This is a genomic window from Cupriavidus sp. 2KB_3 (genome assembly GCF_052115685.1).
Lineage (GTDB): Bacteria > Pseudomonadota > Gammaproteobacteria > Burkholderiales > Burkholderiaceae > Cupriavidus > Cupriavidus campinensis.
This window is the reverse complement of record NZ_JBFRHD010000010.1, coordinates 66,755-84,746: the sequence shown is the minus strand read 5'-3', so window position 1 is coordinate 84,746 and position 17,992 is coordinate 66,755. Positions and strand designations below refer to the sequence as shown.

Genomic DNA, 17,992 nt, shown 5'->3' with positions numbered 1-17,992 from the left:
TATGTTCTTAGCACCACTTTGCGTAGCCGTGACGCTTGCTTTTCCCGGGGCAAGCATTCCCATTTTCGGTTCCGCCGGCGCCATTTTGTATTGGCCTTTGGACTTGGCCGGCGCCGGCGGCCTGTCCTTTCCCGGGAGACATGCATGACCGCTGCCGCGCGCGCGCTGGCCCGGGTAGCAATGGTCGCGATGGCGGCAGCCGCCCTGCTGTCCGCCTGCGCCAGCCTGCCCCCCGCGGATGGCGAACCGAGCCACGCGATGACAGACACTGCGCAAACCACGCTCGGCCGCCTAGCCGCGCAGCGTCGCCCCGATCCGCCAGACCAGAGCGCCTTCCACCTGCTGGCGGACAACGTCGACGCGCTGATCGCCCGCGTGCTGCTGACCGAGCGCGCCGAGCGCTCGCTCGACCTCCAGTACTACATCTGGCACGACGATGCCACCGGCCGCTACCTGGCCCACGCCGTGCTGCGCGCGGCGGATCGGGGCGTGCGTGTGCGGGTGCTGCTGGACGACATCGGCGTGGCCGCCGACGACAACCTGCTGCTGGCCGTGGACGCCCATCCGGCCATCGAGGTGCGCATCTTCAATCCCGTAGCCAGCCGCGCCTTCCGGCGTGCCGGCGCGCTGATGGATTTCTCGCGCGTGAACCGGCGCATGCACAACAAGGCGCTGATCGCCGACAACCAGGCCGCCATCGTCGGCGGGCGCAATATCGGCGACGAGTACTTCGGCGCCTCGCCCAACGTCAGCTTTGGCGATCTGGACGTGCTGACGCACGGCCCGATCGTGCGCGAGGTCTCGGGCGCGTTCGACGCCTACTGGAACAGCGCGGCGGCCTATCCGGTGGGCACGCTGACCGGCCGCAGCGCCGACCCGGAGGCGGTGGCCACCTTGCGCGAGCGGCTGGACGCGCTGGCGGCGGCGCAGCAGGACCACCCCTACGCCGTGCACGCGCGCGAGCGGCTCCGGCAGGTACTCGCCGAGCCGCCCGCCGCCGCCACGTGGGGCCGCGCCGCGCTGCTCTATGACGATCCCGGCAAGATCACCCGCGCCGCCGACGACACGGCGGGGCATCTGGTGCCCCAGCTGCGCGCGCTGAACATGCAGCCGCAGCGCACGCTGCTGATCGTCTCGCCCTACTTCGTACCGGGCGAGGCCGGCGTAGCGTGGTTGCAGGCGCTGCGCGAGCGCGGCGTGGCCGTGACAGTGCTGACCAACTCGCTCGCGGCCACCGACGTGGCAGCCGTGCACGCCGGCTACAAGCGCTACCGCGAGACCCTGCTGCGCATGGGCGTGACGCTGTACGAGGTCAAGCCGATGCGCGACCCGGACGCGCTGCCGGGAACCTCGGCAACATCGGGAACCTCGGGAACCTCGACCAAATCGGGCAAATCCGCCAACACCAGGCTGTCGGCGTTCGGCAGCTCGCGCGCGTCGCTGCACGCCAAGACCTTCGTCGCCGACGACAGCACGGTCTTTATCGGCTCGATGAACCTGGACCCGCGCTCGGTGCAGCTCAACACGGAGCTGGGCGTGGTCTGCGTGAGTCCGGCGCTGGCCGCGCAGGTGACCGGCGCAATCCTGCCGAACCTGGGGCGCATCGCATGGCGGCTCGCAGAGGAGGACGACCGGGAACAGGGCCGCCGGCTGATCTGGATCGACGAAGCGAACCCGGACGCCGCCCCGCTGACCACCGAGCCCGAGTCCTCGGTGCTGCGGCGCGTTGGCGTGTGGTTCATGGGGCTGTTTCCGATCGAATCGCAGTTGTGAAGCGGGCGCCGCGTCCGTCCTGCAGGGCAGATTCGTGTTTTCCCGATCTGTCCCGAAATGAAAAAGGATTGTCCCCCACGGTCAAATCGGCGGCGGCCGTTCCGCCAATACTCCGACCCGGTTGCACATAACTCGAACCGAGACACGGAGACAACATGAAGGCCAGGAATATTGCCGTAGCGGCGCTGATGACCGCTGCGGGAACGGGTGCAGTACAAGCACAATCGACGGTCACGCTGTATGGGGTGGCCGACGTGAACGTCGAATACGCGAATCACGTGGGCGCGGTGCCGGTCGCCACGAACCAGTTCAACCGTGGGCAGGGTCACGACGTGGTGCGCATGAATTCGGGCGGCCTTGCCGGCTCCCGCTGGGGTATTCGCGGCACCGAGGACCTGGGCGGCGGCGCGAAGGCCATGTTCGTGCTGGAATCTGGCTTCAGCCTCGACTCGGGCACGTTGCAGCAGTCGGGCCGGATGTTCGGGCGCCAGGCGTTTGTCGGCCTGCAGCGCGCGGGGCTCGGGCAGTTGACCTTCGGGCGCCAGTACACGTCGATGTTCGAAGCGCTCGCCAACTTCTCGCCCACCGCCTACGCCACCCAGTACGAGCCGGTGGTGCTGCAGTCCGGCGCCAACTTCCGCGAGGACAACACCATCAAGTACACAGGCCAGTTCGGCCCGGTCACGGCGCTGGCGCACTGGTCGTTCGGCACCGGCCTGGCGCTGCCGGCCACGGTGGGCGTGGCCACGCCGATCGGCGGCAACGGCGAGGTGCCGGGCTCGTTCCGGCGTGACACCGCCTACGGCGCGGCCGTGGCCTACGCGGCGGGCCCGTTCGGCCTGACCGTCGGCTACGACCAGTGGAACCCGACCATCGGCACCAGCAGCGGCACGCTGCGCAAGGCGGCCATCGGCGGCAGCTACGGCTTTGGCAATGCCAAGATCATGGCTGGCTACCGCTGGGGCCAGAACAAGAACGCGGGCGGCACGGTGATCCAGCGCGACGACCTGTACTGGATCGGTGCGCTCTACCAGCTCACGCCGGCCGTCGGCCTGACGCTCGAATATCACTATGACGATCTCAAGAGCCTGGCCGGCGCGACGCAGCTCGCCAATCCGTGGCAGATCGGCTTCGTGGCCAACTACGCGTTCTCCAAGCGCACGGACGTGTACCTGTCCACGGCCTACGCCAAGAACGCCGGCCTGATGCTCGAGTCGCTGGCCACGGTCTACGCCAACAGCCTCTCGCTCGGCAACAGCTACGCGCTGGGCAACGGCGAACGGTCGATGATCGGCGCCGCCGTGGGCATCCGCCACCGCTTCTGAGGCGCCTTGCCCATCGCGCCGCCGGCCCCTCCTGCATGCCCTCAGCCGGCGGCGTTCTTTTTGCCCATGCGCCAAGCCGTGACGCTACAGCCGAAGCGGCCGGTGAACCAGCGCGAGAAAGCACTGAGCGATGAAAACCCAAGCAGCGTGGCCACTTCCGAGAGTGGCCGCGTGGCGTTTTCGATATACCGCAGCACGAGGTCCGCGCGAGCCGTATCGAGCACATCGGAATAGGTCGTCTTTTCCTGCGCCAGCCGCCGGTGCACGGTGCGCCGGTCCACGCTGAGATGCTGGGCCACGCGGTCTACCGAGCACAGGCCGGTGGGCAGCAGCGCGTAGACCAGCTTGCGCACCTGGTCCTGCATCGTCGCGGACGACTGCGCCAGCAGCGTGCCGAGGTACTGCTTCACCTGCCGCGCCATGACCGGGTCGTAGGACGGCAGCGGCGCCTGCAAATCCGCCGCCTGGCAGACGATGCCATCGAAATCCTGCCCGTAGTCCGCCGCCATGCCGAACAGTTGCAGCGAGGTGGCCGTGCTGGCCGGCGCCGCGTGCGTGAAGCTGATGCTGCGCGGGCGCCACCCGGTGCCGAGGAACAGCCGCAGCATGCGGAACATCACCCCCACCGCCAGGTCGGTGGCCTGGCGCATCGTGCCGGGCCGCTCGCTCAGGATCTGGAGCCGGATCACCACCAGCGGCCCCGCCTCTTCCACCCACATCCCCAGCGCCTCGTTCTGCAGCCCCATGTAGCGGACCATCGACGCCAGCGCCTCGCGCAGCGTGGGCGCCTCACGCACCACGAAGGCCAGCGGGCCGAGGTTCGAGAACTCGCGCAGCGCCGCCATGCGCAGGCCGAAGTCGTCCACGCCGGCCGCCTCCGCCGAGGCATCGAGGAGCCCGCCCACCAGTTCGGCCCGGATGCGCAGGTCGGGGTCGAGCAGCGCGGCACGGGCGATGCGCGCCGCGCGCAGTTGCTGGTAGGGGTCGAGCCCGACGGCCCGCGCCACATCCACGTAATGGGTCAGGCTGGCGCCGCGCAACGTATAGGACATAGGCACATAAAAGGATGGATGCGTGCTTTCCCGAGGTGTCCCCACAGGTTAATTCAATGTCCCGCCATGTCAAACCGCGTATACCCGCTGACCGATACTTCGGACACCGGCGCCCCGCGCGCCGTCCGCACAATCCCACCGCACCGAGCGAGGAGACAACATGCAGTTTCTTGACGATTCCCTTCACCCCGAGAACATGGACAAAGTGGTCATCACCGTGGCGCCGTACGGCCCCGAGTGGATGCCCGAGGACTTCCCGGAAGACATCCCCGTCACCATGGACGCCCAGATCCAGAAGGCGGTGGACTGCTACGAGGCCGGCGCCACCGTGCTGCACCTGCACGTGCGCGAACTCGACGGCAAGGGCTCCAAGCGCCTGTCCAAGTTCAACGAACTGATCGCCGGCGTGCGCAAGGCCGTGCCGGACATGATCATCCAGGTGGGCGGGTCGATCTCGTTCGCGCCGGAGGACGAAGGCGAGGCCGCCAAATGGCTCTCGGACGACACGCGCCACATGCTGGCCGAACTCACGCCGAAGCCCGACCAGGTGACCGTGGCCATCAACACCACGCAGATGAACATCATGGAGCTGCTGTACCCCGAGTACGTGGCGGGCACCTCGCTCGAGAACCCGGCGTACCAGGCGGCCTACAGCGAGATGACCGTACCGGCCGGCCCGGCCTGGGTGGCCGAGCACCTGCGCCGCCTGCAACGCGCCGGCGTGCAGCCGCACTTCCAGCTGACCGGCATGCACGCGCTGGAGACGCTCGAGCGCCTGGTGCGCGCCGGGGTCTACATGGGCCCGCTGAACCTGACGTGGATCGGCATCGGCGGCGGCTTCGACGGCCCCAACCCGTTCAACTTCTTCAACTTCATCCACCGCGCGCCCGATGGCTGCACGCTGACGGCCGAGTCGCTGCTCAAGAATGTGCTGCCGTTCAACATGATGGCGATGGCGATGGGCCTGCACCCGCGCTGCGGCATCGAGGACACCATCATCGACCAGCACGGCCGGCGCATGAGTTCGGTGCAGCAGATCCAGCAGTGCGTGCGCGTGGCCAATGAACTGGGCCGCGAGATCGCCAGCGGCAAGGAAGCCCGCGAGATCTACCGCATCGGCACCTGGTACGACAGCGCCGAAGAAACGCTGCGCGCGCACGGCATGGCCCCGAACCGCCGGGCCGGCGAGCGCAACCTGCCGCGCCGCCCTGCCTGACATGCGCTGGCGCACGACATGGACGCACTGACCGATCCCTGCATCAATATCTGCCGCATGGACCTGTCCGGCCAGTTCTGCCAGGGGTGTCGCCGCACACCCCTGGAGATCGGCCGCTGGCCCCGCATGACGCTGCTGGAGCGCACCGCCACGCTGGCGGCCATCGCCCAGCGCCGCAATCCCGGCAGCAATCCCGGCAGCGATGCCGGCACCCCCTGCCCCCCCTGCAACCCGTGCAATGCGGGAACAGGGCACGCCGCCTGAGCGTGCCTGCCCTACTATTCCAATACATCGAACGGAGACCCGCATGGCCCAACGCCTTGCCCACCTGATACCGCGGCGCACCGCCGTGGCTGTCCTGCTCGCGCTGGCCATGCCGGCCGCGTTTGCCTGGACCAACAAGCCGGTACGCATGCTCGTGCCGGCCCCCGCCGGCGGCACCATGGACGTGGTCGCCCGCCTGCTGGCGGAACAGCTTTCCGCCGATATCGGCCAGCCTGTCGTGGTGGACAACAAGCCCGGCGCGGGTGGCGGCATCGCCATCCACACGCTGATCGCCGCACCGGCCGATGGCCAGACCATCATGGTCACGGCCAGCAATGTGCTGACCGAGGTACCGCACGTGCTGAAGAGCACTTTCGATCCGCTCAAGGACATTCGCCCCGTGGCCGCCATTGCGCGTTCGCGGCTGCTGATGGTTGGCGCGCCGCAGCTGCCGGCCAAGGACTTCAAGAGCCTGGTCAGCTACGCCAAGGCGCATCCGGGCAAGCTCGGCTTTGCCTCGTACAGCGCCGGCACGGCCTCCCACTATGCGGGGATGATCGTCAACCAGAAGGCCGGCATCGACCTCCAGCACGTGCCGTTCGCGGGCTCGGGCCCGGCGCTGACGCAGGTCATGGGCGGCCAGATCGCCGTGATGTACGACGGCATGGTCACCTCGCTGCCGCTGATCAAGGCCGGCAAGCTCCAGCCCTACGCATTGGCCGCCAAGACGCGCTCGCCGCTGCTGCCGGACGTGCCGACGTTCACCGAACTCGGCTATCCGGACGTCGATTTCAGCAACTGGGTCGGCGTAGTGGCTTCGGGCCAGATGCCGGAAGACCTGGCGCGCAAGATCCAGGCCGCCGTGGACAAGGCCGCGCAGACGCCCAAGGTCCGCGCCCGCATGGAAGCACTGGGCTACGAGCCCATCGCCGAACTGCCGCTGCCGCAGCTGGCCCAGTCCGTACGCGCCGAGTTCGACCGCAACGCCGGCATCGTCAAGACGTTCAATATCCAGCCCTGATCCGATCCGATCCGGTCCGGTCCGGTCCGGTCCGGCCCAGTCCGGCAACGAGAAAGGCCAGCCTCGCGGCTGGCCTTTTCCATTCTCCTTCCCCAGCCGGGGCTCAGCCGAGCAAGGACTCGCGCAGATGCTTCTTGTTGATCTTGCCGACGCTGGTCTTGGGGATCTCCGCGACGAAGACGATGCGATCCGCCTCCGGCACGGCGAACTTGCTGAGACGGTTGCCGGCCACATGGTCCAGCAGGCGCTGGCGGATACCAGCCGCATCCACCGCGTGGCCGGGCTGGCTGACCACGAAGGCCATCGGCCGCTCGCCCCAGCGCGCGTCCTGCACGCCGATCACCGCGCACTCGCGCACGCCGGGCACTTGCGCCACCAGGCCCTCCACCTCGAGCGACGACACCCACTCGCCGCCGGTCTTGATCACGTCCTTGATGCGGTCGACGATGCGGACCCCGCCATCCTCGCCCATCACGGCGATGTCCTGCGTATGCAGGTAGCCACCGGCCCACAGCGCCTCGGAGGCCTCCGGCTTGCCGTGGTACGCCTCGGTCAGGTACGGCGCACGCAGCACGATCTCGCCCTGGTGGCGGCCGTCGTGCGGCACGTCGCGCATCTGCTCGTCGACGATGCGGAAGTCCACCATCGCCACCGGGCGGCCCGTGGCGCAGCGCATGGCGATCTCGGCCTCGCGGCTGGCCGGGCGGGCGCCGGGCGCCAGCTGGGCCAGCGCGACGATCGGCCCGGTCTCGGACATGCCGTAGCCCGAGAACACGTCGATGCCGGCATCGAGCGCCGCCGCGCACAGCGCCGGCTGCAGGGCCGATCCGCCGATGATGACGCGCCAGTCGGACAGGTCCTGCCCGGTCTCGCCGGCGGTATGGAGCAGCATCTGGAGGATGGTCGGCACGCAGTGCGAGAACGTCACGCCCTCGGACGCGCGCAGCGCCAGCAGCTGCGCCGGCACGTAGCGGCCCGGCAGCACGGTCTTCAACCCGAGCAGGATGGCCACGTACGGGATACCCCACGCCAGCACGTGGAACATCGGCGTGATTGGCATGTACACGTCCTCGCGGTGCAGGCGCTGGCCCGTGCGCGGCGAGCACAGCGTGGTGGCCGTGGTCAGCGCGTGCAGCACGATATGGCGATGGCTGTACGACACGCCCTTGGGGTCGCCCGTGGTGCCGGTGGTGTAGAACATCGCCGCGCGGGTGTTCTCGTCGAAGTCCGCGAACGGGTAGTCCGGCGAGGCCGCAGCGAGCAGCGCCTCGTACTCGCCGTCGAGCAGCAGCGTAGTGGCCGGCGCCGGCTCGCCATCGGCCATCAGCACGAAGCGCTTGACGCCAGGCAGCTGGTCGCGGATTTCCTCCAGCAGCGGCAGGAAGTCCCGGTGTACGAGCACGATCTCGGCCTGAGAGTCATTGAGCGTGTACAGGATCTGTGCCGGCGAGAGCCGCACGTTCACGGTGAACAGCGTGGCGCCCATCATCGGCACACCGAAATAGCATTCGAGGTAGCGATGGCTGTCCCAGTCCATCACGGCCACGGTGCTGCCGTGCCGGGCGCCCAGCGTGCCCAGCGCGGAGGCCAGCTGGCCGATGCGGCCACGGAAGGCCCGGTAGGTGTAGCGCGTGGTGCCCTGGTAGGTGATCTCCTGCTCCGGGCTCAGGCTCAGCGCGTTGACCAGCAGCTGGCTGACCAGCAGCGGATACGCGTAGGCCGAGGGGGTGGAGACGATGCGGGCATCGGTCGTGGAATCTGTCATGTGGGAAATCTCGCGGTCTGTCAGTAGGGCACGTCGCCGATGATGCCGGCGCGTTCCATCTTGCGCACCGTGGGCGCGTAGTCCTGCACGGCGTAGTGCTGCGTGCAGCGGTTGTCCCAGATCGCCACGCTGTTGCGCGTCCAGCGCCAGCGCACCTGGAATTCGGGAATCTCGGCCTGCGCGCACAGGTAGTGCAGCAGGTCGCCGGCGCCGGGCATGAAGTCCTTGCCGAAGCGAATCGTGTCACCCCGGTGGTAGTTGGCGAAGTGCGAGGTGAAGGCGTTGACGAACAGCACGGGCTCGCCGGTTTCCGGGTGGATGCGCACCACCGGGTGCTCCGCCATCGGGAACTGGGCCGCCAGCGCGGCGCGCTTCTCCGGCGGCATGTTGGCGCCGAAGGTGTGCTCGATGCTGTGCTTGGCGCGCAGGCCGTGGATGCGGACCTTGATGTCGTCCGGCAGCCGGCGGTACGCCTCGGCCATGTTCACCCAGATCGTGTCGCCGCCCACGGGCGGGGTTTCCACGCAGCGCAGCACGCAGCCCATCGGCGGCGCGGCGCGCCAGGTGGCGTCGCAGTGAAAGGCGTTCTCGTAGTGCTCCACCTTGCTGTCGGGCGACTTGTAGATGCGCACCAGGCCCGGGTGCTCCGGGTCGCTGCCCACCACCGGGTGGTCCTCCAGCTCGCCAAAGCGGCGCGCGAAGGCCACGTGCTCGGCCCGGGTGATGTCCTGGTCGCGCAGGAACAGCACCTTGTGCTGGAGCAGCGCCGACTTGATCTCGGCAAACAGGCCGGCGTCGCGCGACGCCTCGCCCAGGTTGACGCCAGACAGTTCGGCGCCGATATGGCAGGTCAGGGGTTCCACTCGCATGGCGGTCTCCTTCAAATCACGAAAATCGACGAACCGGTGGTGCGGCGCGACTCCAGGTCGCGGTGCGCCTGCACGGCATCTTCGAGGGCATAGGTCTGGTGGATCTCGATGCCGATGCGGCCGGCGCCCACGTGGTCGAACAGCTCGCCCGCCAGTTCCGCCTTCTCGGCCGGATCGGCGATGTAGTCCGCCAGCGCCGGGCGCGTGAGGAACAGCGAGCCCTTCATCGCCAGCAGCACGGGGTCGAACGGCGGCACCGGGCCGGAAGCCGTGCCCACGCAGACCAGCGTGCCGCGCCGGCGCAGCGAATCGAGCGAGGACATGAAGGTGGTCTTGCCGACGCTGTCGAACACCACGTCCACGCCCTGCCCGTCGGTCAGCTCGCGCACGCGCTGGGCCACGTCCTCGTGGCTGTAGTTGATGGTGTAGTCGCAGCCGTGCGCGGCGGCGATGGCGGCCTTGGCGTCGGTGGACACCGTGCCGATCACCGTCAGGCCGAGCAGCTTGGCCCACTGGGAGACGATCAGCCCCACGCCACCGGCGGCCGCGTGCAGCAGGATGGTGTTGCCGGGCCGGAACGCGTGGATGCGGCGCAGCAGGTAGGCGGCGGTCAGGCCGCGCATGGTCATCGCGGCGGCCGTCTCGAAGCCGATCGACTCGGGCAGCCGGATCAGCGGCGCCGCCGGCATGATGCGCTCGCTGCTGTACGCGCCGAGCGTGTTCAGGAAGCCGGTGTAGGTCACGCGGTCGCCCACGGCAACGTTGCGCACGCCCTCGCCCACGGCCTGGATCACGCCGGCCGCTTCCACGCCGATGCCGGACGGCAGCGGTACCGGATAGGTGCCGTTGCGGAAGTAGGTGTCGGCGTAGTTCAGGCCGACAGCCACGTGCCGGATGCGGACCTGGCCCGGGCCGGGATCGCCCACCTCCACCTCTTCCAGCCGCAGTACCTCGGGGCCACCGGTCTCCATCATGCGTACGATTCTTGCCATGCCAACTCTCCTGTCAGGCGGAGCGGCACACCTTGCGCCGCGTCGAGCCCAATGTAGGCCCCGGGGGTCGCGGCACGCGTGACAATTCCTTCCATCGACTTTGCAATTCGCGCCACGCGCGCCTATCATCGGCGCACGGATGTCCGGGATCACACCGGGCACGCAGCCCGGGGAGACGGCTTGGAAACACGGATACGCGCCGCGGCGCTCACCAATTTCTTCGAAGTGGCGCAGGCGCGCGGGCTCAATGTGCAGCCCCTGCTGCGCAAGGTCGGCCTGAAGCGCAGCCTGCTGGCCGATCCGGACTTCCGCGTGCCGCTGGCGGCCTGCGTGACCCTGCTGGAAGACGCGGCGGCAGAAAGCGGTTGCGACAACTTCGCGCTGCGCATGGCCGAGTCGCGCCAGCTGGCGGACTTCGGCGTCATCAGCCTGCTGATCGCCCACCAGCCCAACCTGCGCGCGGCGCTGGCCACCATCATCCGCTACCGCCACCTGGTCAATGAATCCGTGGCGATGTTGCTTGAGGAGGCCGGCAGCTCGGTCATCATCCGCGTGGAAGTGGTGGGCGAGGCGCCCTCGCGCCAGGCCGGCGAACTGGCGATGGGCGTGGTCTTCCGCCTGTGCGGCGCGCTGCTGGGCGCGCGCTGGCAGCCGCTGCGCGTGTGCTTCACGCACCCGGCGCCCGCCGACGAAAGCGTGCACCGGCGGCTGTTCCGCTGCGGGCTGGCTTTCAACGACGAATACAACGGCATCGTCTGCCGCGCCGCCGACCTCGACGTGCCGAACCCGGGCGCCGATCCGGCCATGGCGCGCCACGCGCAGCGCGTGGTGGACGCGCTGCCCCGGCCCGCCGCGCCGTCCGTCGCCCATGAGGTGCGCGGCGCCATCGCCCTGCTGCTGCCGATGGGACGCGCCACCGGTGCTTCCGTGGCGCAGGGGCTCGGCATGAGCCTGCGCACCATGCAGCGCGCGCTCGACGACGAAGGCGCGAGCTTCCACGACATCCTGCACGCGGTACGGCGCGAGCAGGCTCCGCGCCATGTGGAGAACCCCCGGGTGCCGCTCGCGCAGGTGGCGGTGCTGCTCGGCTACGGCTCGCCGAGCACGTTCACGCGCTGGTTCTCGGGGGAATTCGGCATGGCGCCGTCGGCATGGCGCGCGCAGGCCGCCGCGCGCACCGGGGCGGCCTGACCGCCAACATCGTCAGAACCGCGCGGCGATATGGCGGAACGGGTGGTCAGACTCCCGGTAGCCGCCGCGCTTCTGGCGCGCGGGCAGCTTGGGCGCCTTGCGCGCCGGCGCCTGGTACGGAATCTTGTCCAGCAGGTCGCTGATGATGTTCAGGCGCGCGCGCCGCTTGTCGTTCGAGTCGGCCACATACCAGGGACTGTCGGCGGTGTCCGTGGCGGCGAACATGGCGTCGCGCGCACGCGAATAGTCGTACCAGCGGCTGTAGGACTTCAGGTCCATGCCGGTCAGCTTCCAGATCTTGCGGCCATCGTGGATGCGCGCCTGGAGCCGCCGGGTCTGCTCGGCCTGGCTGACCTCGAGCCAGTACTTGATCAGGATCACGCCGGAGGCGACGATGGCGCGCTCCACCAGCGGCACCGAGCGCAGGAAGGTATCCACCTCTTCCGGCGTGCAGAAGCCCATCACGCGCTCCACGCCGGCGCGGTTGTACCAGCTGCGGTCGAAGATGACGACCTCGCCGGCGGCCGGCAGGTGCGGCAGGTAGCGCTGCAGATACATCTGGCTTTTCTCGCGCTCGGTCGGGGCGGGCAGCGCCACCACGCGGAAGATGCGCGGGCTTACGCGCTCGGTCAGCGCCTTGATCGTGCCGCCCTTGCCGGCGCCGTCGCGCCCCTCGAAGACGATGCAGATCTTGCTGCCGCTGTGCACCACCCACTGCTGGAGCTTGACCAGCTCCACATGGAGTTCGCGCAGCGCCGCGAGATAGTCCTTGTTCGACATGCGCGCGCCATCCGCCTGCGGCGGCGGCGGGGCGTCCGGCGTGGGCTCCGGGGTGTCGTGCAGCGCTTCATCGCGCTTGCCCTTCTTCGATGACTTGCTCATGCGCGGCCCTCCTGTGGCAGGGGGAGAAACAGGGAGCATTCCCTTTACAGTGTGGTGGCTATGCCGGGCGGAGGCAATCGGAAACAGATTGGCCTTTGGGCCCGCCCCGGTTGCCGCGCGCGGCGCGTGGGGCTAAGGTTCGAGTGCGGGCGCCGCCGACCCGCCATTCACCCGGTTCCGCCAGGAGGCGCGATCATGGCCCTATTCATGCTGACCAACGTGCCGGACGGCACCTCGGACGAGGAACTGCTCGCCTTCCTCGCCAAGTACGGCATTCCGGCACCGGACGAGATCGAGCATATCGAGGGCGACGGCTCGCGCCCCTCGGTCATGCTGACCTTCCACGCGGTGGATGCCGACGCGCTCCAGCTGCTGCGCCCGCGCATCCACGACATGTACTGGAAGAACAAGCGGCTCTCCGTGATGGTGCTGCACGAGCGGTACACCTGAGGCGCCCGCGCTGCCTGCCATGTCGGACGAACTCCACTAGCCAGCCCCCCGCCGGCTTGCCTATCCTTTCCCTGCGCCGCATCCCCCGCGGATGTTGTCTGCAAGACATGACATTTGACGAATCAGGGAAGACTATGAACCGCTTCACCGCCCCCGCCGCAGCCAGCGCGGCCCTTGGCTGCGCGCTGCTGCTCGCCGGCTGTGCCGGCGCCAACATGGACAGCCTGACGCAGGCCGGCGGCAGCCTGTTCACCGCCGCCACGCTCTCCGACATGAGCGTCAAGCAGCTCTCCGACCAGTCCTGCGCCGAGATGGACAAGAAGAACACGCTCGCCCCGCCGGACAGCCCGTACACCAAGCGGCTCGCCACCGTGATGAGCGGCCTGCAGAACACCGGCCTGCCGCTCGATGCCAAGGTCTACGTGACCAAGGACGTCAACGCCTGGGCCATGGCCAACGGCTGCGTGCGCGTCTATAGCGGGCTGATGGACATGATGACCGACGACGAGGTACGCGGCGTGCTCGGCCACGAAGTGGGCCACGTGGCGCTCGGCCACACCAAGTCGGCCATGCAGGTGGCCTACACCACCGCCGCCGCGCGCGGGCTGCTCGGCTCCACCGGCAACGCCACGCTGACCGCGCTGTCCTCGTCGCAACTGGCGGCCATCGGCGAGCAGTTCGTCAACGCGCAGTTCTCGCAGCGCCAGGAAAGCGCCGCCGACGATTACTCGTTCGACCTGCTGACGAAGAACGGCGCCAATCGCCAGGCCCTGGTCACCGCGTTCCAGAAGATGGCCACGCTCGATGGCGGGCAGTCCAGCATGCTGAGTTCGCACCCGGGCTCGGCCCAGCGCGCCCAGCACATCCAGGAGCGGCTTGCCAGCGGCAAGTAAGGCTGGACGCTTGACGATGGATGTTTGACGATGGACGCGGCGCCACCCCCGGCGCCGCGTCACATCCGTCACATTCCACCCAATGCGTTTAATACGCACTCAAAACAATTCAGTACAGGCTGAATAGGGCCAAGCGGATAATCCTCCACGTCTGCCGCCCCCGGCAGGCGTCCGACGAGGAGCCCCCGCCGCGCCATGGATTTCCCCCGCCCTCCCGGTTCGCCTCCCGCGCGCCGCACACCTCCCCTGTCGTTCCCCGTCAACTCTTGACCCTGTGTCGCGTTTCAGGAGGCCCCATGGATTGGTTGCACACCATTTTCCAGAAATCACCCGAGTCGGCGCTGTTCCTGTCGCTGGCGGTGGGGTATGCCATCGGCAAGATCACATTTGGCAAGTTCCAGCTAGGTGGCGTGGCCGGCTCATTGCTGGCGGCCGTGATCATCAGCCAGGTGGGCGTGGAGATCGACAACGGCGTGAAGGCCGTGATGTTCGCGGTCTTCATCTACGCGGTGGGCTATGAAAGCGGCCCGCAGTTCTTCAACTCGCTCAACCGCAGTTCGCTGCGCGAGATTGCCATGGCGGTGTTCATGGCCGTGGCGGGGCTGGTCACGGTGGTGGTGCTGGCCAAGATCTTCCACCTCGACAAGGGCATCGCGGCAGGGCTGGCGGCGGGCGGCATGACCCAGTCCGCCATCATCGGTACGGCCGGGGACGCCATTACCAAGCTCGGCCTGCCGCCGGACCAGGTGAAGATCATGCAGGCCAACGTCGCTATCGGCTACGCGGTGACCTATGTGTTCGGCTCGCTCGGCGCGATCATCGTCTGCGTGAACATCCTGCCGCGCTTCATGGGCAGCGACCTGAAGACCGACTCCAAGAAGGTGGAGGCGGCCATGCACGGCGGCCTGCCGCAGTTCGGGCCGGGCCAGGCGGGCGCGCTGCCGCGGCTGGTGGGCCGGCTGTTCCGCGTGGCCGGGGCGGCAGGCCAGACCGTAGCCCAGATCGAGATGAGCGGCGAGGATCTTGTCACGGTGGAGAAGATCCAGCGTGGCGGCAAGGCGCTCGAGTTCAGGCAGGACACCGTGCTGCACGAGGGCGACATCGTGCTGCTGGTGGGCCGGCGCGACGCCATGGTGCCCACGGCGCTCCAGATCGGCGAGGAAATTCCCGACGCGGAGGGCATGGGCATGGTCATGCAGACCCGCCGCGCGGTGTTCACGGCCAAGGGCATGAACAACAAGGCGCTGGGCGAGATCGTGGCCGGCGTGGAGCGCGAGATGCGTCACGGCGTGTACCTGGAGCGCATCGAGCGCTATGACCACACGCTGCCAATCCTGCCGGACCTGAAGCTCCAGCACGGCGACATCATCACCTTCTACGGCACCCCGGCGGACACCAAGCGCGCCGCCGAGCGCGCCGGCTACGAGCTGGTGCCGAGCGAGAAAACCGATTTCGTCTACTTCGGCGCCGGCGTGCTGGTGGGGTTGCTGATCGGCCTGCTGGTGGTGCGGATCGGCGATATCCCGCTCACGCTGGGCTCGGGCGGCGGCGCGCTGCTGTCCGGTCTGGTGTTCGGCTGGGCGCGCTCCAAGCATCCGATGTACGGCGCCATGCCGACTGCCGCGTGCCAGCTGTTGAAGGACTTCGGCCTGGCCGCCTTCGTGGCCATCGTCGGCATCAACTCGGGCCTCCAGGCCGTACACACATTGCGCGACAGCGGGCTGACCATCTTCCTGCTCGGCGCCGTGGTCACCCTGCTGCCGCTGTTCCTGACCATGCTGTTCGGCCGCTATGTGCTGCGCTACGACAACGCCGCGCTGCTGGCTGGCGCGCTGTCTGGCTCGCGCAGCGCCAACCCGGCCTTCGGCGGCATTCTGGACAAGGCGGAAAGCCCGGTGCCCACCGTGCCGTTCGCCATCACCTACGCGCTGGCCAACGTGCTGCTGACCCTGCTGGGTCCGCTCGTGGTCGGACTGGTCTGATTTCCTGAAGGAGCGATTGATGAGCAAACCGGATCTTGCAAAACTCTCCAGCCTCTCGCCGTTCGAACTCAAGGACGAACTGATCCAGCTGGCCAGCGGCGACGCCAACCGCCTGATGCTCAACGCAGGGCGCGGCAATCCGAACTTCCTGGCCACCGTGCCGCGCCATGGCTTCTGGCAGCTTGGGCTGTTCGCCATGCGCGAGTCGGAGCGGTCGTTCTCGTACATGCCCGAGGGCGTGGGCGGCTTTCCGCGGCGGGCCGGCATCGAGGAACGCTTCGACCTGTTCGCGCGCGAATTCGAGGATGTGCCCGGGGTGAAGTTCCTGGCCGGCGCGGTGTCCTACGTGCGCGACCAGCTCGGCCTGAACGCCGGGGATGTGCGAAGGCATCCTGGCCTGCAACTACCCCGTGCCGGACCGCATGCTGAAGCTGTCCGAGGTCGTCGTCGGCCAGTACATCCGCAAGGAGATGATCGGCAGCCATCCGTTCATCGGTGAGTTCGACCTGTTCGCGGTGGAAGGCGGCACGGCTGCCATGACCTACCTGTTCAATTCGTTCCGCGAGAACCACCTGATCAAGGCCGGCGACACCATCGCGCTGGGCATGCCGATCTTCACGCCGTACATCGAGATCCCCGAGCTGAACGACTACCAGCTGGTGGAGTTGATGGTCGATGCCGACCCGAAGGCTGGCTGGCAGTACTCGAAACAGGAGCTGGACAAGCTGCGCGACCCCAAGGTCAAGGCGTTCTTCCTGGTCAACCCGAGCAACCCGCCGTCCGTGCGGATGAGCGACGAGAGCCTGGAGTACCTGGCCTCCATCGTCGAGTCCCGCCCGGACCTGATCATCCTCACGGATGATGTGTACGGCACCTTTGCAGATAACTTCGTCTCGCTGTTCGCGCTCTGCCCGCGCAACACCATCCTGGTCTATTCGTTCTCGAAGTATTTCGGCGCCACGGGCTGGCGGCTGGGCGTGATTGCCACGCACCGCGAGAACATCTTCGACGAGCAGCTGGCCAAGCTGCCGGAGGCGCAGCGCAAGGCACTGCACAAGCGCTACAACTCCATCACCACCACACCGGACCAGCTCAAGTTCATCGACCGCATCGTGGCGGACAGCCGCACCGTGGCGCTGAACCACACGGCGGGGCTCTCCACGCCGCAGCAGGTGCAGATGGTGCTGTTCTCGCTGTTCTCGCTGATGGACACGCCGGACGCCTACAAGCAGGCCATGAAGCGGCTGATCCGCAACCGCAAGGCCGCCCTGTTCCGCGAGATCGGCATCGCGCCGGATAACGCCGACGATCCGAATGCGGTGGATTACTACACGCTACTGGACATCGAGCAGCTCGGCGGCAAGGCCATCGGGCCCGAGTTCGTGAAGTGGGTGCTGGACTCGGCCGAGCCCGTGGAATTGCTGTTCCGCCTGGCGGAGGAAGCTGGCGTGGTGCTGCTGCCGGGCCGGGGCTTCGGCACGCGCCACCCGTCTGGCCGGGTGTCGCTGGCGAACCTGAACGAATCGGACTACGTGAAGATCGGCCGCTCGATCCGGAAACTGTTCGAGGAATACGTCAAACGGTACAACGAGGCGACCGGCAACAAGGCCGATGCGAAGGTGACGAAGAAGTAGAGGGAATGGGCGGGGGATTGCCCCGCCCATTCCCTCCGGCGAAGCGCCCTACTCGCTCTTCGCTTTGCAGCATCGATTCGGGCACCCCGGCCCAAATTCTATGGCTACCGACGAATCGGTGGCGCCGCTGTAGTCCCGCCCTGTCGGATTCAGGCGCACCGTCGCCCCGCCGTAGACGATGGTCTTCGGCTCCTCGCCCATGCTGACAAGGAAATCCTTTATCCAGTCGGCGCGCCGCTCCGCAATGGCCTCGGATGCTCCCCGTTCCTTGATATAGCTCACCAGGATGAACAGATCGCGTTTTGGGTAGCTGCGCTGCATCTCCGCAACCCAGGCACCTAGCCTGCCAGCCTCCGCGCCGGCTAACTGATCGGCCTCGGTGGAAAACCACGCGTTAAACTGCTCGCCCGGCTTGCATGCCAATGCGACGGCGCTACCGCATACCAACACCGAAGCTATCAGGGATCGGGCCATGCACGACAACATACCCCGCCACGTTGTCTGCGTTCGTGATGCATGCGGGATGCCTGGCGCGCGCAAGCGCGAGGGAGCTTCATTGGTCATGTTCGGGCCGATCAGCGTGACATGATCTGCCGACGCCGTCGCGGTGTCCCTATGGTTGGCCTTGTGCTGGCTTTGTGCTGGCTTTGTGCTGGCTTGACGTCGACCGATGTCAAGGTGAG

General features: G+C 67.9%; 15 protein-coding genes and 1 pseudogene. 10 read left to right on the top strand and 6 right to left on the bottom strand.

The annotated features are described in order from the left end of the window. Positions 1-144: 144 nt before the first annotated feature. Together AB4120_RS12860 and AB4120_RS12855 are read left to right on the top strand one after the other, a co-directional pair. Positions 145-1,773, top strand: coding sequence for a phospholipase D family protein (locus AB4120_RS12860; RefSeq protein ID WP_262389540.1), 1,629 nt, complete (start codon positions 145-147; stop codon positions 1,771-1,773). A gap of 155 nt (positions 1,774-1,928) precedes the next feature. After that, complete coding sequence (locus tag AB4120_RS12855; RefSeq protein WP_441642325.1) at positions 1,929-3,098, top strand: porin; 1,170 nt, start codon at positions 1,929-1,931, stop codon at positions 3,096-3,098. Between the two features lie 41 nt (positions 3,099-3,139). Here AB4120_RS12855 and AB4120_RS12850 read toward each other — a convergent pair whose 3' ends face one another. Further along, entirely contained in the window at positions 3,140-4,150 is a 1,011-nt protein-coding gene (locus tag AB4120_RS12850; RefSeq protein WP_149137462.1) for an AraC family transcriptional regulator, read from the bottom strand. A gap of 160 nt (positions 4,151-4,310) precedes the next feature. On the opposite strand from AB4120_RS12850, the gene AB4120_RS12845 reads away from it, so the two are divergent. From AB4120_RS12845 to AB4120_RS12835, 3 genes are read left to right on the top strand one after another with little or no spacing between them, the layout of a single operon-like run. Beyond that, positions 4,311-5,366 (top strand): 3-keto-5-aminohexanoate cleavage protein, encoded by a 1,056-nt coding sequence (locus AB4120_RS12845; RefSeq protein WP_149135285.1) that lies wholly within the window; start codon positions 4,311-4,313, stop codon positions 5,364-5,366. 18 nt (positions 5,367-5,384) lie between these two features. Further along, a complete protein-coding gene (locus AB4120_RS12840) occupies positions 5,385-5,630 on the top strand; it encodes a DUF1289 domain-containing protein (RefSeq protein WP_149135284.1) in 246 nt (81 codons plus the stop codon). Between the two features lie 43 nt (positions 5,631-5,673). Continuing rightward, entirely contained in the window at positions 5,674-6,651 is a 978-nt protein-coding gene (locus AB4120_RS12835) for a Bug family tripartite tricarboxylate transporter substrate binding protein (protein ID WP_149135283.1), read from the top strand. 103 nt (positions 6,652-6,754) lie between these two features. Here the strand turns inward: AB4120_RS12835 and AB4120_RS12830 are convergent, their stop codons facing one another. From AB4120_RS12830 to AB4120_RS12820, 3 genes are read right to left on the bottom strand one after another with little or no spacing between them, the layout of a single operon-like run. Continuing rightward, positions 6,755-8,416, bottom strand: a complete 1,662-nt coding sequence (locus AB4120_RS12830; RefSeq protein ID WP_441642324.1) for a fatty acid--CoA ligase — start codon at positions 8,414-8,416, stop codon at positions 6,755-6,757. 20 nt (positions 8,417-8,436) lie between these two features. After that, complete coding sequence (locus AB4120_RS12825; protein WP_149135282.1) at positions 8,437-9,285, bottom strand: TauD/TfdA dioxygenase family protein; 849 nt, start codon at positions 9,283-9,285, stop codon at positions 8,437-8,439. An 11-nt stretch (positions 9,286-9,296) separates the two neighbouring features. Continuing rightward, complete coding sequence (locus AB4120_RS12820; protein ID WP_149135281.1) at positions 9,297-10,277, bottom strand: quinone oxidoreductase family protein; 981 nt, start codon at positions 10,275-10,277, stop codon at positions 9,297-9,299. 180 nt (positions 10,278-10,457) lie between these two features. Between AB4120_RS12820 and AB4120_RS12815 the strand changes: the two genes are divergently transcribed. After that, entirely contained in the window at positions 10,458-11,468 is a 1,011-nt protein-coding gene (locus AB4120_RS12815; protein WP_222944709.1) for an AraC family transcriptional regulator, read from the top strand. Between the two features lie 12 nt (positions 11,469-11,480). Here AB4120_RS12815 and ppk2 read toward each other — a convergent pair whose 3' ends face one another. Then, on the bottom strand, positions 11,481-12,248 hold the full coding sequence (gene ppk2 / locus AB4120_RS12810; protein WP_441642362.1) for a polyphosphate kinase 2: 768 nt from the start codon (positions 12,246-12,248) through the stop codon (positions 11,481-11,483). 297 nt (positions 12,249-12,545) lie between these two features. On the opposite strand from ppk2, the gene AB4120_RS12805 reads away from it, so the two are divergent. From AB4120_RS12805 to AB4120_RS12790, 4 genes and pseudogenes are all read left to right on the top strand, one after another. Continuing rightward, positions 12,546-12,800, top strand: coding sequence for an RNA-binding protein (locus AB4120_RS12805; RefSeq protein WP_144197860.1), 255 nt, complete (start codon positions 12,546-12,548; stop codon positions 12,798-12,800). Positions 12,801-12,934: 134 nt separating this feature from the next. Continuing rightward, positions 12,935-13,693 (top strand): M48 family metallopeptidase, encoded by a 759-nt coding sequence (locus tag AB4120_RS12800; RefSeq protein WP_149135278.1) that lies wholly within the window; start codon positions 12,935-12,937, stop codon positions 13,691-13,693. A gap of 296 nt (positions 13,694-13,989) precedes the next feature. Next, positions 13,990-15,675: an aspartate-alanine antiporter gene (aspT, locus tag AB4120_RS12795; protein WP_149135277.1), complete on the top strand. Its 1,686-nt coding sequence runs from the start codon at positions 13,990-13,992 to the stop codon at positions 15,673-15,675. A gap of 19 nt (positions 15,676-15,694) precedes the next feature. After that, a pseudogene (locus AB4120_RS12790) lies at positions 15,695-17,309 on the top strand (bifunctional aspartate transaminase/aspartate 4-decarboxylase). A 48-nt stretch (positions 17,310-17,357) separates the two neighbouring features. Here AB4120_RS12790 and AB4120_RS12785 read toward each other — a convergent pair. Next, the gene (locus AB4120_RS12785) at positions 17,358-17,783 is read right to left on the bottom strand and encodes a hypothetical protein (RefSeq protein ID WP_441642323.1); all 426 of its coding nucleotides are present in this window, start codon (positions 17,781-17,783) and stop codon (positions 17,358-17,360) included. Positions 17,784-17,992 lie beyond the last annotated feature (209 nt).

What these genes read in the sequence shown, in the direction of transcription:
- AB4120_RS12825 (WP_149135282.1), bottom strand. Translation starts at nt 9,285, where the DNA reads ATGCGAGTGGAACCCCTGACCTGCCATATCGGCGCCGAACTGTCTGGC.
- AB4120_RS12845 (WP_149135285.1), top strand. Translation starts at nt 4,311, where the DNA reads ATGCAGTTTCTTGACGATTCCCTTCACCCCGAGAACATGGACAAAGTG.
- AB4120_RS12800 (WP_149135278.1), top strand. Translation starts at nt 12,935, where the DNA reads ATGAACCGCTTCACCGCCCCCGCCGCAGCCAGCGCGGCCCTTGGCTGC.
- AB4120_RS12850 (WP_149137462.1), bottom strand. Translation starts at nt 4,150, where the DNA reads ATGTCCTATACGTTGCGCGGCGCCAGCCTGACCCATTACGTGGATGTG.
- AB4120_RS12840 (WP_149135284.1), top strand. Translation starts at nt 5,385, where the DNA reads ATGGACGCACTGACCGATCCCTGCATCAATATCTGCCGCATGGACCTG.
- AB4120_RS12820 (WP_149135281.1), bottom strand. Translation starts at nt 10,277, where the DNA reads ATGGCAAGAATCGTACGCATGATGGAGACCGGTGGCCCCGAGGTACTG.
- AB4120_RS12835 (WP_149135283.1), top strand. Translation starts at nt 5,674, where the DNA reads ATGGCCCAACGCCTTGCCCACCTGATACCGCGGCGCACCGCCGTGGCT.
- AB4120_RS12785 (WP_441642323.1), bottom strand. Translation starts at nt 17,783, where the DNA reads ATGGCCCGATCCCTGATAGCTTCGGTGTTGGTATGCGGTAGCGCCGTC.
- aspT (WP_149135277.1), top strand. Translation starts at nt 13,990, where the DNA reads ATGGATTGGTTGCACACCATTTTCCAGAAATCACCCGAGTCGGCGCTG.
- AB4120_RS12830 (WP_441642324.1), bottom strand. Translation starts at nt 8,416, where the DNA reads ATGACAGATTCCACGACCGATGCCCGCATCGTCTCCACCCCCTCGGCC.
- AB4120_RS12805 (WP_144197860.1), top strand. Translation starts at nt 12,546, where the DNA reads ATGGCCCTATTCATGCTGACCAACGTGCCGGACGGCACCTCGGACGAG.
- AB4120_RS12860 (WP_262389540.1), top strand. Translation starts at nt 145, where the DNA reads ATGACCGCTGCCGCGCGCGCGCTGGCCCGGGTAGCAATGGTCGCGATG.
- AB4120_RS12855 (WP_441642325.1), top strand. Translation starts at nt 1,929, where the DNA reads ATGAAGGCCAGGAATATTGCCGTAGCGGCGCTGATGACCGCTGCGGGA.
- ppk2 (WP_441642362.1), bottom strand. Translation starts at nt 12,248, where the DNA reads ATGTCGAACAAGGACTATCTCGCGGCGCTGCGCGAACTCCATGTGGAG.